General features: G+C 70.1%; 11 protein-coding genes. 6 read left to right on the forward strand and 5 right to left on the reverse strand.

Translation table 11 applies throughout. The features are described 5' to 3' along the window. The first annotated feature begins 6 nt into the window (after positions 1–6). Together dhaL and dhaM are read left to right on the forward strand one after the other, a co-directional pair. Positions 7–645 carry a dihydroxyacetone kinase subunit DhaL gene (dhaL, locus tag QE374_RS04375; RefSeq protein WP_309732492.1) on the forward strand — a complete coding sequence of 213 codons (639 nt, stop codon included), beginning with the start codon at positions 7–9 and terminating at the stop codon, positions 643–645. Continuing rightward, entirely contained in the window at positions 642–1376 is a 735-nt protein-coding gene (gene dhaM / locus QE374_RS04380; protein WP_309732494.1) for a dihydroxyacetone kinase phosphoryl donor subunit DhaM, read from the forward strand. The genes dhaL and dhaM overlap by 4 nt, the downstream gene beginning before the upstream one ends. Here dhaM and QE374_RS04385 read toward each other — a convergent pair. Further along, positions 1319–2356: a sugar-binding domain-containing protein gene (locus QE374_RS04385; RefSeq protein WP_309732496.1), complete on the reverse strand. Its 1038-nt coding sequence runs from the start codon at positions 2354–2356 to the stop codon at positions 1319–1321. The two genes, dhaM and QE374_RS04385, sit on opposite strands and share 58 nt — an antisense overlap. 114 nt (positions 2357–2470) lie before the next feature. On the opposite strand from QE374_RS04385, the gene QE374_RS04390 reads away from it, so the two are divergent. From QE374_RS04390 to glpK, 3 genes are all read left to right on the forward strand, one after another. Next, a complete protein-coding gene (locus QE374_RS04390; protein WP_309732498.1) occupies positions 2471–4180 on the forward strand; it encodes a glycerol-3-phosphate dehydrogenase/oxidase in 1710 nt (569 codons plus the stop codon). A 119-nt stretch (positions 4181–4299) separates the two neighbouring features. Beyond that, positions 4300–5058: an MIP/aquaporin family protein gene (locus QE374_RS04395; RefSeq protein ID WP_309732500.1), complete on the forward strand. Its 759-nt coding sequence runs from the start codon at positions 4300–4302 to the stop codon at positions 5056–5058. Between the two features lie 85 nt (positions 5059–5143). Further along, positions 5144–6655 carry a glycerol kinase GlpK gene (gene glpK / locus QE374_RS04400; RefSeq protein WP_137416482.1) on the forward strand — a complete coding sequence of 504 codons (1512 nt, stop codon included), beginning with the start codon at positions 5144–5146 and terminating at the stop codon, positions 6653–6655. Positions 6656–6721: 66 nt separating this feature from the next. Here glpK and QE374_RS04405 read toward each other — a convergent pair whose 3' ends face one another. Beyond that, complete coding sequence (locus tag QE374_RS04405; protein WP_309732503.1) at positions 6722–7195, reverse strand: OsmC family protein; 474 nt, start codon at positions 7193–7195, stop codon at positions 6722–6724. A gap of 47 nt (positions 7196–7242) precedes the next feature. On the opposite strand from QE374_RS04405, the gene QE374_RS04410 reads away from it, so the two are divergent. After that, positions 7243–8232 carry an asparaginase gene (locus QE374_RS04410; protein ID WP_309732506.1) on the forward strand — a complete coding sequence of 330 codons (990 nt, stop codon included), beginning with the start codon at positions 7243–7245 and terminating at the stop codon, positions 8230–8232. Here the strand turns inward: QE374_RS04410 and QE374_RS04415 are convergent. Genes QE374_RS04415 through QE374_RS04425 form a run of 3 tightly spaced genes read right to left on the reverse strand, consistent with a single transcriptional unit; the run spans position 8213 to position 13817 of the window. Beyond that, positions 8213–9454, reverse strand: a complete 1242-nt coding sequence (locus QE374_RS04415; protein ID WP_309732507.1) for a saccharopine dehydrogenase C-terminal domain-containing protein — start codon at positions 9452–9454, stop codon at positions 8213–8215. The genes QE374_RS04410 and QE374_RS04415 overlap by 20 nt on opposite strands. 14 nt (positions 9455–9468) lie before the next feature. Beyond that, positions 9469–11007, reverse strand: coding sequence for an APC family permease (locus tag QE374_RS04420; RefSeq protein WP_309732509.1), 1539 nt, complete (start codon positions 11005–11007; stop codon positions 9469–9471). A 32-nt stretch (positions 11008–11039) separates the two neighbouring features. Continuing rightward, on the reverse strand, positions 11040–13817 hold the full coding sequence (locus QE374_RS04425; RefSeq protein WP_309732511.1) for an FtsK/SpoIIIE domain-containing protein: 2778 nt from the start codon (positions 13815–13817) through the stop codon (positions 11040–11042). Between the last annotated feature and the right edge of the window lie 56 nt (positions 13818–13873).

Here is a 13873-nt window from a genome sequence, read left to right on the forward strand (position 1 = left end):
CGCGCGATGACCGCAGCCACCCTCGAGACGCTGACCGCCTGGATCTCCGGCTTCCGTGATCAGATCGTCCAGCACCAGGCCGAGCTCACCGAGCTCGACTCCGTCATCGGCGACGCCGACCACGGCTCCAACATGGCGCGTGGAATGGAGGCCGTCGTGGCGGCGATGCAGGCGACTCCGCCGGCAGATGCGGCGGCGCTGTTCAAGACCGTCGGGATGACCCTGGTCTCGACCGTCGGCGGGGCGAGCGGGCCGCTGTACGGCACGTTCTTCCTCCGCCTCGGGGGCGCGGCGGGCACCACCGCCGAACTGGATGCCGCCGCTCTCGGCGCGGCGCTGCGCGCCGGCGCCGAGGGCGTTCGCACGCGCGGCAAGGCGGAGACCGGCGACAAGACGATGCTGGATGCGATGCTTCCCGCCGTCGATGCGTGGGACGAGGCGGTGGCCGCGGGATCGGATCTCCCGGCAGCCGCTTCCGCCGCAGCCGATGCGGCCGACGCCGGCCGTGACGCCACCATCCCGCTTGTGGCGCGCAAGGGTCGCGCGAGTTATCTCGGCGAACGCAGCGCGGGACATCAGGATCCCGGGGCGACATCCACCGCGCTGCTGTTCACGACGCTCCGGGATGCGGTGACGGCCGCATGATCGGCTTCGTCGTCGTCTCCCACAGCCGCCCGCTCGCGGAGGCCGCCGTGGCCCTCGCCACACAGATGGTCGCGGAGGGTCCGCCCCCGATCGAGATCGCCGCGGGCTCCGCAGACGGCGGGTTCGGCACCGATGCAGCAGCCATCGCCGCATCCATCGACCGGCTCGACGCGTCCGAAGACGTCGTCGTACTGATGGATCTCGGCTCCGCCGTGCTGAGCGCCGAGATGGCGCTCGAGTTCGTGGAGCGGCCGGACCGCGTGCATCTGAGCGCCGCGCCCTTCGTCGAAGGGCTCGTCGCCGCCGTCGTGCTCGCGGCGACCGGTGCCGACTGGACGAGCATCCGGGCAGAGCTCGGCGGCGCGTACGCGCAGAAGGCACGCCACCTGGAGTCCGGGTCCGGGGAACCGGCGCCGACACCGGCGACGGCGCTCCGACCGCCGTCGGACGGTGACGAGGCATCCTTCGAGGCGGTCATCGTCAATCCCTCGGGGCTGCATGCGCGGCCCGCGGCGACGTTCGTGAAGACGGCGGCGAGGTTCGACGCACTCGTGGAGATCGAGAACGTCGACGCAGCGTCGGGCCCGGTCTCTGCCGCCAGCCTGCTCGCGCTCATCGCCCTGGGTGTCGGACGCGGTGCCCGCGTGCGCGTGCACGCGCGGGGGCGTGAGGCTCAGCCGGCGATCGACGCGCTGCGCGCCCTCGTCGAGGACGGCTTCGGCGAGGTCTGAGCACTGCGCGTGCTCGTACGCGAGAGACTCATGAGCCTGCGCGCGACGGTCTCCTCCAGCACGAGGTCGGTGATGAGCCCCGCCGCCAGGGCACCCTGCAGCGCATCGATCTTCGACAGACCCGACATGACGCAGAAGCGCCGCGGGATGCGGCGGACGTCGTCGAGATCGGGGCCGCTGGAACGCAGATTCAACGACGGGATGTCGGAGGAGCCATCGATGCGATAGAACATCGTCGCGCAGTCGCCGACGACGCCCTCCTGCTCGATCAGCGCCAGATCACGCTGATCGAAGTAGTCGCCGGAGTAGACGTGGGAGGGAACGGCGGCGCGGGGCGATCCGAGACCGAACACGAACAGGCCGACGCGGCGCTGCATCTGCAGGACGGCGCGCACCGACCTCTCGCGCCACATCGCCTCCTTCGTGGCCGCCTCGTCGAAAAGCGCGGGCACCGGGAAATGGTGCACGGACGCCGACCACGCGGCACCGAATCGCGAGAGGATCTCGCCGGCGTACGGGACGCCGAAGGTGTGCCCGTTGGCAGCCCCGTTCATCTGCACCACGTGCGTGTCGTGGGTGCGTTTGGTCGGCAGGTGTCGGGCGATGGCCGACAGCGTCGATCCCCACGCGATTCCGACGGTCATCGAGGAGTCGACGTGCTCGCTCAGGATGCGCGCCGCCGACAACGCGGTGCGGTCCAGACGCTCGGCCTCGCCGATGTGACTCGTGGTGGGAACGATGTGGACGGTGATGCCGAACCTCTCCGCCAGCCGCTCCTCGATCTGGCTGCGCGCCGCGAGCGGGGAGTGCACCGAGATCGACACGAGGCCCGTGTCGCGGGCATGGGAGATCAGCCGGGAGACCGAGGAACGCGAGGTGTGCATCTCGCGTGCGATCGCCTCCATCGTGAGGTCCTGCAGGTAGTACAGCTGTGCTGCGCGCAGCGCGTCGCGCACCTTCATCGACCCGGCCTCCGCCATGATCATCCCTTCGCCCGTCGCCCCATTCTGCACGTTTGTGCAGAGAACTTGCGACGAGTTCCCATTTCCATGCAACCTGCCAAGGTTCCATCGATACGAAAGGTCGACGACGACATGTCGCTCTCTCCCTCGCTGCGACCTCAGGTCGCACAGATCCGCGACGCTCAGGATCTCGACGTTCTCATCGTGGGCGGCGGCATCAACGGCATCGCCACGCTCCGCGATCTCTCCCTCCAGGGCGTCAAGGCGGCGCTGGTCGAGCGCGGAGACTTCGTCTCCGGCGCATCGAGTGCGTCCAGCCACATGGTGCACGGCGGCGTGCGCTACCTCGAGAACGGCGAGCTGCGCCTCGTCAAAGAGGCGGTCACCGAACGCAACGCGCTTCTGAAGACGGCCCCGCACTACGTCCGGCCGCTGCCGACGACCATCCCGATCTTCAAGACCTTCTCGGGGATCCTGTCCGCGCCCTTCCGACTGCTGGTCACGCATGGACGCGGCAAGCCGAACGAGCGCGGCGCGCTGCTGATCAAGATCGGCCTCGTGATCTACGACACCTTCTCGCGTGACGGCGGCTCCGTCCCGCGGCACCGGTTCGTCGGCAAGAAGAAGTCGCTCGCCGACTTCCCCGAGATGAACGACGGACTGGCCTACACGGCCACCTACTACGACGCCTCCATGCACGACCCCGAGCGCCTCGCACTGGACGTGCTCTCGGACGGCCTCGAGGATGGCTCCGCGATGGCGGCGAACTACGTCACGGCGATCGGCGCGGACGAGAACGGCGTTCTCCTGCGCGACGAGGTCACCGGCACCGAGTTCACCGTTGCGGCCAAGGTCGTGCTCAACACGTCGGGCCCGTGGACGGACCTCACCAATGCAGCCCTCGGCACCCCGACCCGTTACATGGGCGGCACCAAGGGCTCACACATCGTGCTGGACAACCCGGAGCTGCTGGCGGCCACCCGCGGTCGGGAGATCTTCTTCGAGCACTCGGACGGCCGGATCGTGCTGATCTACCCGCTCAAGGGGCGCGTGCTCGTCGGGACCACCGACATCGACGCCGACCCCTCCAAGAAGGTCACCTGCACCGACGACGAGATCCAGTACTTCTTCGATCTGGTGCGCCACGTCTTCCCGACGATCGAGGTCGACCGCTCTCAGATCGTCTACACCTTCTCCGGCATCCGCCCGCTGCCGCGTCACGACGACACGGCCCCCGGGTTCGTCTCCCGCGACTACCGGATCGTCGACGGCACACTGGGCAAGACGCCGACCCTCAGCCTCGTGGGCGGCAAGTGGACCACCTTCCGCGCCCTGGCGGAGCACCTCAGCACCCGTGCGCTCGAGAAGCTCGGACGTACGCACCGCGTGAGCACGCAGGGCCTGGCGATCGGCGGCGGCAAGGGCTACCCGATGACCCCCGAAGCCCGCCGCGCCTGGGTCGCCGAGCGCAGCGGCCGCCACTCCGCCTCGCTCGTGCTCAGCCTGCTGGACCGGTACGGCACACGCGCCGAGGCCGTCCTCGCCGACCTCCCGGCACAGCCGACCGAGCTCGCGCACGCGCACGGCTACTTCCGCGAGGAGCTCGCCTACCTCGCGCGCACCGAGCAGGTCGTACACCTCATCGACCTGCTGCTGCGCCGCACGGACATCGCCTTCGTCGGCGGGCTGAGCTCCGCCACCCTGCAAGAGGCCGCCGAGGCGATCGCCGAGCCGCTCGGGTGGGACGACGCACGCGTGAGCGAAGAGGTCGCTCACTCCACCCAGGTCCTTCGGGAGGACCACCGTGTCGACCTCGCGAAGGGCGGACGACTGGCTTCCTGAGAGAACGTGCGGGCGCGCCCTCTGGTGCGCGCCCGCACACCGCTCTAGTTTCGGAGCAACCCGATGTCCCGCCGCACGAAGGGGCGACAGGCGGGCATCACTGAAAGGTCAATGTAGACATGAACGAAGTCAATCTCGGTTTGTACTTCCTCTCCGAAACCGTGGGAACGGCGATGCTGCTGTTGCTCGGTTGCGGTGTGGTTGCGAACGTCGCTCTGACGAAGACGAAGGGCAACGGCGGCGGATTCCTCCTCGTCAACTGGGGCTGGGGCCTCGCGGTCTTCGCCGGTGTCATCGTCTCGGCGTACTCCGGTGCACAGCTCAACCCGGCCGTGTCCATCGGTCTTCTCGTCCACGGGGACATCAGCGTCGCGCAGTTCGGGATCGCGGTGCTCGCCCAGATGCTGGGTGCCATCATCGGCGCCGTCCTGTGCTGGGTCGCCTACAAGCAGCACTTCGACGAAGAGCCCGACCCGGCGAACAAGCTCGGCGTGTTCTCCACGGGGCCGGCGATCCGCTCCTACGGCTGGAACCTCATGACGGAGATCATCGCGACCTTCGTGCTCGTGTTCGTCATCTTCGGATTCCGTAACTACGGCGTCGCCGACATCGGCGTCCCCGGCGGCCTCGGCGGCCTGGCGGCCGTGCCGGTGGCGCTGCTCGTGGTCGGAATCGGCGCCTCCCTCGGTGGCCCGACCGGATACGCGATCAACCCCGCCCGCGACCTGGGCCCGCGCATCGCGCACGCCATCCTGCCCATCAAGGGCAAGGGCTCCAGCGACTGGTCCTACTCGTGGGTGCCGGTCGTCGGTCCGCTCATCGGTGGCACGCTCGCCGGCCTGCTCGCACCGGCCCTGCTGGGCTTCGTCGTCGCCTGATCCGACCCACTCCCGGGTGGGCGGAGCACCCGCGCGCCGCCCACCCTCCCCACCATCCGAACCAATAGACAAGGAAGTCCATCCAATGGCTGACTACGTCCTCGCCATCGACCAGGGAACCACCTCGACGCGCGCGATGATCTTCGACCGCAAGGGAAGCGTGATCTCCGTCGGGCAGAAGGAGCACGAGCAGATCTTCCCGAAGGCCGGCTGGGTCGAGCACGACCCCGCCGAGATCTGGCGCAACACCCAGGAGGTCATCGGCCTCGCGCTGAGCCGCGCCGACATCACGCGCCACGACATCGCCGCGATCGGCATCACCAACCAGCGCGAGACCGCGGTGGTCTGGGACAAGAACACCGGAAAGCCCGTCTACAACGCCATCGTCTGGCAGGACACCCGCACGCAGTCGATCGTCGATCGTCTCGCGGACGGCGACACCGACCGCTACAAGGACATCGTGGGCCTGCCGCTTGCGACCTACTTCTCCGGAACCAAGATCGTCTGGATCCTCGAGAACGTCGAGGGTGCGCGCGAGAAGGCGGAGGCCGGCGACCTGATCTTCGGCACCACCGACACCTGGGTGCTCTGGAACCTCACCGGCGGCACCGAGGGCGGCGTGCACGCGACGGACGTCACGAACGCGAGCCGGACGCTGTTCATGGACCTCGAGACGCTCCAGTGGCGCGACGACATCCTCGCCGACTTCGGTGTGCCGCGCTCGATGATGCCGGAGATCCGGTCCTCGTCCGAGGTCTATGGCACCGCGGAGTCGTCCTCGCTGCTGCGCGAGACCCCGGTCGCCGGCATCCTGGGCGACCAGCAGGCCGCCACCTTCGGTCAGGCCGCCTACGACCCGGGTGAGAGCAAGAACACCTACGGCACCGGCAACTTCCTGATCTTCCAGACCGGCGAGGAGATCGTCCGCTCCAAGAACGGGCTGCTGACGACGCTGGGATACAAGCTCGGCGACGGTCCGGCGCACTACGCGCTCGAAGGCTCGATCGCAGTGACCGGTTCCCTCATCCAGTGGCTGCGCGACCAGCTCGGGATCATCTCGTCCGCGCCCGAGGTCGAGAAGCTCGCCGAGAGCGTCGACGACAACGGCGGCGTGTACTTCGTGCCGGCGTTCTCCGGCCTGTTCGCTCCGTACTGGCGCCCGGACGCCCGTGGCGCGATCGTCGGCATGACCCGCTACGTGAACAAGGGCCACATCGCCCGCGCCGCGCTCGAGGCGACGGCTTTCCAGTCGCGCGAGGTGCTCGATGCGGTCAACGCCGATTCCGGCGTCGACCTCACCGAGCTGAAGGTCGACGGTGGCATGACCGCGAACGACGCCCTCATGCAGTTCCAGGCCGACATCCTGGGCGTGCCGGTCGTGCGCCCGGTCGTCGCCGAGACCACGGCTCTGGGCGCCGCGTACGCCGCGGGCCTGGCCGTCGGCTTCTGGGACAACCTCGACGACCTGCGCGCCAACTGGCAGGAGGACAAGCGCTGGGAGCCCAACATGGATCCCGAGGAGCGCGACCGTCAGCTGCGCCTGTGGAAGAAGGCCGTGACGAAGTCCATGGACTGGGTCGACGACGACGTGCGCTGAGATCTGCACGACGAGACGCCCCGCGGGTTCCGAACCCGCGGGGCGTCTCTTCGTTCACGCCGGCGCTCAGCCGGCTGCGGTGACCTGCGCCTGGTGCCGCACCGGGAAGTTCACCGAGTTCGCGATGAAGCACCAATCGTGGGCCGTGGCGTGCGCGGCCTCCGCGGCGGGGATCATCGACGCGTCCGCCACGACGACACGGGGCGTCAGCAGCACGTCCGTGAAGCGCCCTGCTCCCGATCCGTCGTCGGTCATCGTGCCCTCGGCGGCGTCTTCGTAGGAGACGACGACGACCCCCGCCACGACGCACGCGTGCAGGTAGGACAGCAGGTGGCACTGGCTGAGCGCGGCGAGGAGCATGTCCTCGGGGTTCCACCGCTCAGGGTCGCCCCGGAACGGCTTGTCGGCGGAACCCCGCAGCTCCGGCTTGCCGTCTATCGTCAGAGTGACGTCGCGGTCATAGTCGCGGTAGCCGCTCGTCCCGGTGCCGCGATTGCCGGTCCAGAGCGCGTTCAGACGGTAGTGGTGGGTGCCAGGCATGGGCACAGTCTGTCATGGCGGATGCGGGCGCCGACTACGCTGAGAGGATGCCCGAGACGTTCTCCGCCACCGCCGCCGTCGAGCTCGCCGTCGTGGAACGCAGCGGGTTCGTGGAGTCCCGTCACACCGGATCCGCAGTGGTCCTCTCCCCCGACGGCACCGTGCTCGCCGCGCACGGCGATCCCGCATCCGCCGTGCTGCCGCGCTCCACCCTCAAGCCGCTGCAGGCCCTCGCGTGCGTGACCGCCGGGGCTGCGCTGGAGGGTGAGCGGCTCGGCCTCGCCACCGCCAGCCACGCGGGGACCGAGCGGCACGTCGCCGTGGTGCGCTCCATCCTGGAGGACGCGGGCTGCACCGAGGACGACCTCGGATGCCCGCCGGCCTGGCCCGCCGATACGGCCACACGGGATGAGATGGTGCGCGATCACGCGACGCGGTCCCGCATCCGGATGAACTGCTCCGGCAAGCACGCGGCGATGCTGCTCGCCTGCCGCGCGACCGGCTGGGACACCGAGGGCTATCTGGATCCCGCGCACCCGCTGCAGCAGCACATCCGCGAGGTCGTGGAGCGGCTGACCGGCGAACGGCCGGTCGCGGTGGCGGTCGACGGATGCGGCGCTCCTGTGCCGGCGCTGACGCTCACGGGCCTGGCGCGCGCCCTGCATCGTATGGGGACGTCATCGGAGAGCTCCCCGTTCGCCCTGCACCGCAGCGCCGCGACGCTCATGGCCGCCGTGCGGGAGAACCCGTGGACGATCGACGGCCCGGGCCGGCCGGACACCGTGATCATCGAGCGCACCGGCGTGTTCACCAAGACGGGCGCCGAAGGACTCGTCGTCATGGTGGCCCCCGACGGGACCACGGCGGCCGTCAAGATGCTCGACGGATCCTCGCGCGCCACGGCGACGGTGGGCCTGCGTCTGCTCGAGCGCGCGGGTGCGCTCGCGACGTCCGACGCGGATGCGGCGCGCCGCGACCTCTCCCTCGCCGTTCACGGCGGCGACGCGATCGTCGGCGTCATCCGTCCGACGGTGTGATCTCCTTCTCCACCATCCCCCACGGCGAGCCGTAGCCCGCGGGAGCGGGCGCCGCCAGCAGGTCGAGGAACGGCCTCGCATCGAAGGCCTCCGGGCCGAGCACGCCCTCGCCCGCCCAGTCGCCTCGCGCCAGGAGCTCGAGGGCGATGACGGGATTGATCGCAGTCTGCCAGACGACGGCCTGCGAGTTGTCCTGGCGCATGGTCTGCTCGTTGTCCGCCACGTGGTACAGGTAGGTCGATCGCGGCTCGCCGTCTTTGCCGGTGCCCCGCACCCACACGCCCGCGCAGGTCTTGCCGGTCATGCGGTCGCCGAGCGTCGCCGGGTCGGGAAGCGCCGCTGCCACGACATCGCGCGGAGACACCTCCACACCCTTCACGGTCACGGGGTCGGTGCGGTCGAGCCCCGTCTTGTGGAGCACCTGCAGCACTTGGATGAACTCGTCACCGAGGCCGTACTTGAACGTGACGCGCTTCGCGTTCGTCCAGCGCGGCATGAGGAGGACTTCCTCGTGCTCCACGTTCACGCACTCCACCGGCCCGATTCCCTCGGGGAAGTCGAAGACCTCCGGCTCCGAGAACGGAGCGGTCGTGTACCACCCGCGATCCTTCTCGTAGATCACGGGCGGGTTCAGACACTCCTCGATCGTGGTCCAGATGGAGAACGAGGGGGCGAAGTCATAACCCTCGACGACGAGGTTCGCGCCGTCGCGCACGCCGAGCTCGTCGATCTCGTCGAACAGTTCGTCCTGCGCGTAGCGGGCGAACACGTCCGACAGCCCGGGCTCCACCCCGATGCCCACGAGCGCCAGCCGCCCCGCCTCGCGCCACTTCTCGGCGGCGGCGAACTGCTCGTCGCCGAGCTTGACCCCCGGAAGCTCATACGGCTTCTCCGGATGCGGCTTCGACAGGCTCATCGCCATGTCGAGGTAGGTGGCGCCGGCATCGAAGACGCCGCTGAAGATCGGCATCACGAACCGGGGGTCGACCGCGTTCAGCACGTGTGTGGCGCCACTGTCGCGCACGAGGGCCGCGACGGATGCCGCATCCGAGGCGTCCACCTGAGCGGCGCTGAATCGGGGATCGGCGAGCTCTGCGACGAGCGCCTCGGGCCTGGCCGGATCGTAGTCGGCGATCACCACGGCGTCGAAGAAGTCGCGACGGACGGCGATCCGAGCCGCCGCGGAACCGACGCCTCCGGCGCCGATGATGAGGATGCGCATGCTGTTCTCCTGTCTCAGATCAGACCGCCGTCGACCGAGCGTCCGTAGTCGCCTTCATCCGGGACGAGGACCTCGGTGTCGCGGTTGAGGCTCTCGCCCCGGAAGAACCTCTTCGAACGCGGGAAGAGGAACCACACGAACATCAGCACGACGCCGACCGCGAGCGCGCCGATCCCGATGACGAAGGTGCCGCCGATTCCGAACAGGACCGTGTAGCCGTAGTCGACGTCCCACATGTCGATCGCCGACTGGATGAATGCGTAGGTCAGCATGAGGGCGCCCAGCAGCGGGAGGAGCCCCTTGACCACGAACGCACCCGCCGAACGGAAGAGCTCCCGCCGGAAGTACCAGACGCAGGCATATCCGGTGATGGCGTAGTAGAACGCGATCGCGAGACCGAGCGAGAGGATCGAGTCCTGCAGGATGTTGTCGCTGATCAGCGACATCCCCACGTAGTACACGACCGCGACGACCCCCATGACGAGCGTCGAGAACGACGGGGTGCGATAGACCGGGTGCACGTCCTTGAACCGTGCGGGAAGCGCGCGGTAGACCCCCATCGCGAGGGTGCCGCGCGCGGTCGGCAGGATGGTGGTCTGGGTCGATGACACGGCGGAGATGAGGACGGCGACGACGAGCACCCATCCGAAGGGGCCGAGCAGTCCGTCCTTGATGGCGAGGAAGAAGTCGTCGGCGTTGCTCTCGTTGCCCAGCCCCACGCCGTCCTCGCCCAGCCCCGCGTACATCATGGCCGCGATCGTCACCGAGACGTAGGTCACGAGCAGGATGACCGTGGTCAGCAACGCCGCGCGCCCCGGCGTGCGCTTGGGGTCCTTGGTCTCCTCGTTCAGGGCGAGACAGGTGTCCCATCCCCAGTAGATGAACAGGGCCAGCAGCACCGCCTCGGTGAATCCGCTCCAGTCGGCGAACCCGAAGGGGTTGAGCCACGAGATGTCGAAGGGCGTCGGGTTCGGGGCGCTGCCCGCGAAGAACTGCCAGAGCGCGGCCACCACGAAGATCGCGAGTGCCAGGTACTGGATCGCGAGCAGGATGTTCTGGATCCGTTCGCCGATCTCGACGCCACGCCAACTCACCCAGGTCATCGCGGCGATGAACGCCACCGCGACCAGCAGGATGCGCCAGTCGTTGTTCTCGAACTCGAGTCCGAACAGCGCCCAGAAGTAGATCGAGGCGATCTGGGCGAGGTTCGCCAGCACCACCATTCCCGCGACCGCCACGCCCCAGCCGCCCATCCAGCCCACCCAGGGCCCGAACGCCTTGGTGCCCCAGGTGAAGGTCGTCCCGCAGTCGGGGACCGCGCGGTTCAGCTCGCGGTAGGCGAAGGCGATGAACAGCATCGGGATGAAGGCGATGATGAAGGCGATGGGCGCTTGGGCCCCCACGGCGAGCACGACGAAGCCGAGCGTGGCCACGAGCGAGTACACCGGCGCCGTGGACGCGAGCCCGATGACGGTCGAGCCCCAGAGCCCCAGCGTTCCCGCCGCGAGTCCCTTCCCGTCCGGGCGCTGCAGGTGGATGGGGGTGGTTGTCATGCCCAGACGTTAGGGGTCGGATCCATCGGCGGTCAAGCGATCCGCCGCGCTCGGACCGGATCGATGCCCGGAAGCTGCACACGCACGGGCTGCGACCCCTCGCGCACCAGCCATGCCCGACCCCGCCCGGGAGCGCAGAACGGCGGCAACGCGCGATCGCCCGTGAGCATCCGGTACTCCGCTGCACAGTCCGCATCCACGAGCAGATCACCGCGTGCGCGTACCGCCTGCAGCACGGGCCAGGACCGCTGCCACGCTTCAGGGTCCGCGACGATCGCACGCGCGGCGCCCGGGGTCGCGCGGTCTGCGTCAGCGATCGCGACGATGTCGCACCCTCGGGTGGCGAGAGCCGCCGCGACCCGTCGCGCCTGCATCCCGTCTCGGATGACCACGCCCACCGCGCCCGCGCCGCCCGGGTACGGGGGCGGCTCCGCGGCCGCCTCACGCCGTGGCGGCTCCACCCACGGGACCTGGATCAGACGGCCGTCGAGCGCGCCCCGGCCCGCCGGGGCCTGCGCATCGAAGAGCTCGGGCGCGCCTCCGGCACCGAGATGGTCGATCTTGCTCGGCATTCGCAGCAGCACGCGCCTCGGAAGGAGATCGGCGATGCGCGCGAGCGGCCCCATGGCCCGCCCGGTGGAGATCGCGAAGCGCCGGCCCAGGGCGCGCGCGGATCGACAGGACCGCTCGATCATGGCCAGAGCAGCGGCTGCGTAGTCGGGCGGGAGGGCAGCCAGCACCGCATCCAGATCGTCCAGCACCACGAGAGCGTCGTCAGCCCCCTCGAGCTCACACAGCGCATCCCAGAACCCCTCGGGGTCACGGGGAAGCCACCGAGCGGGAGTCTGCGCGGCGAGGGCCGCGAGCGCCGTGGTTCGCCCGCTCCCGGGCCCGCCCAGAACGAGGACGCCGGCGTCATCCGGCTCCAGTCGCGCAGCGCGCTGACGCTGATTGTCCGGTTCGTCCACGAGCCCGACGACGGGGCGTTCGGCACTCACCGGCGCCTCGGACAGGGGCCAGCGCTGCGGAAGCGGGGGCTGCCACGGTCGCCGCGGCGCAGGCTCGGTGCGGCGGCGTTCGCAGATCGTCGCCACATCCGCCGGGGTGGTCCGCGCTACCCGCAGGGCGTGCGGCTCCCCATCGCCGGCGCGCCGCACGAAGGCTGTGCCGCGGGATGCGGGATCGCCCGGGATCTCGGCGGCCGCATGGGTGCCGATGACGAAGCGGCTGTCGGCCTCGTCGACGACCCGGAGGCTCACACGGAGCGGACAGTTCGCCAGCAGGGACTCCCGGACCACACCCGCGGCACGCTGCGTGCCGAGGATCAGATGGATGCCGAGCGCGCGCCCACGCGCGGCCAGATCGGCGAACAGCGTTCCGAGTTCGCGGTGCGCGTCCAGGAGGGCTGCGAACTCGTCGACCACCACCACAAGACGTGCGAGACCGACGCCGGCATCGGCGACGTCGCGCGCGCCGGCCGCCGCCAGAGCGCGTTCGCGGTGCCGGATCTCCGCCCGCAGGCTCTCCAGCGCGCGCTGCGTCGCATGCGGGTCGAGGTCGGTGAGCACGCCCGCGACGTGCGGCAGAGCCGCGAGCGCGTCGAACGCGGTCCCTCCCTTGAAGTCCGCCAGCAGGAACGTGACCTCCCGCGTGCTGCGCGTCGCGGCCAGCTGGGCCACCCAGGTGACCAGGAGTTCGCTCTTGCCGGAGCCCGTCATCCCGGTCACGACGGCGTGCGGACCGTCGGCGACGAGGTCGACGATCGCCGGTCCGCTCCCGTCAGCGCCGATCGTCACCGCCAGACCACGCCCCGCCGGCGGATGCGGGAGTTCGCTCGCCGCGACGACTGACGGCAGCTCCCGCCTGCCGGGCAGCGCACGGTGACGCTCGCCCAACGTGGACGCGAGTCGCGCGGCTTGAACGGCCGAGAGCACGTCGAGGCGGACCTCGACGGCACGCCCGGCGTACTCGAGGCGGCCACGGGCGACGTCGTCGAGCGTGAGCACCGCCGCGCACCGGGTCGGAGTCGGTTCATGCGGTTCGACGACGAGCACCGCCGCCTCCTCCGCACCCCGCGCCTGCGCTGCGTCGACGTCGAGGTGACACGGCACCCCGGACTCGACGCGGTGGGGCAGTGCGGCGATCCACGGGTCGGCCGCCTGGGCCACGACGCGGAGGGAACCGGGCGGGTGGGCGCAGCACAGTTGCAGCACGAGCGCCCGGACCACTGCCCCCGCGACGACCCGCGGACCCCGCACGGCGATTCCCGCGCTCAGCGGAATCGTCACGGGCGCGTCCGCGAGCGTCCCGGCGCGCGCGATCAGCTCACGGGAGAGTTCATCGTCGGCGGCGCTGACCCTCACGTCGCTGACGACATCGCCGCGACCGACGACGAGCACCCCGCTGCGCGACGGGTGCGGCCGCCACAGCTCCCCCGGTTCGTCGATGTAGCCGTCGAGAGTGGGCGTCGCACGTGACGCCTCCGCGCGCTCCAGGCTGTGACGCTCGTCGATCTCCTCGCGGATGCGCAGCGCGAGGGCGCTCCGGCTCCGCTTCTGCTCTCGTGCATCGCGGCGGGCGGCCCGCGATGCGTCCAGCACGCCCGCGACCGCGATCACGGGCCCGAGCAGCGCGAACCACAGGACGCCCGGGTAACCGGTCACCTGCCAGAGCACGAGAGCCCCCAGGACCGGGGCCAGCGAGGCCAGCCACGGGATCGGCGGACGACGTCGGGGCGGATCCGGCGGCGGCAGCGTCAGGTGCGCCGACGACGCAGTACCACGTGCGGCGGCGGGTTGAGGAGTGAACACCACCTCAGTGTCGAGGGACGGTGGACACCGCGGAGGCGGCAGACCCTCCGGGGTGC

It is taken from the genome of Microbacterium sp. SORGH_AS_0428, assembly GCF_031453615.1.
GTDB lineage: Bacteria > Actinomycetota > Actinomycetes > Actinomycetales > Microbacteriaceae > Microbacterium.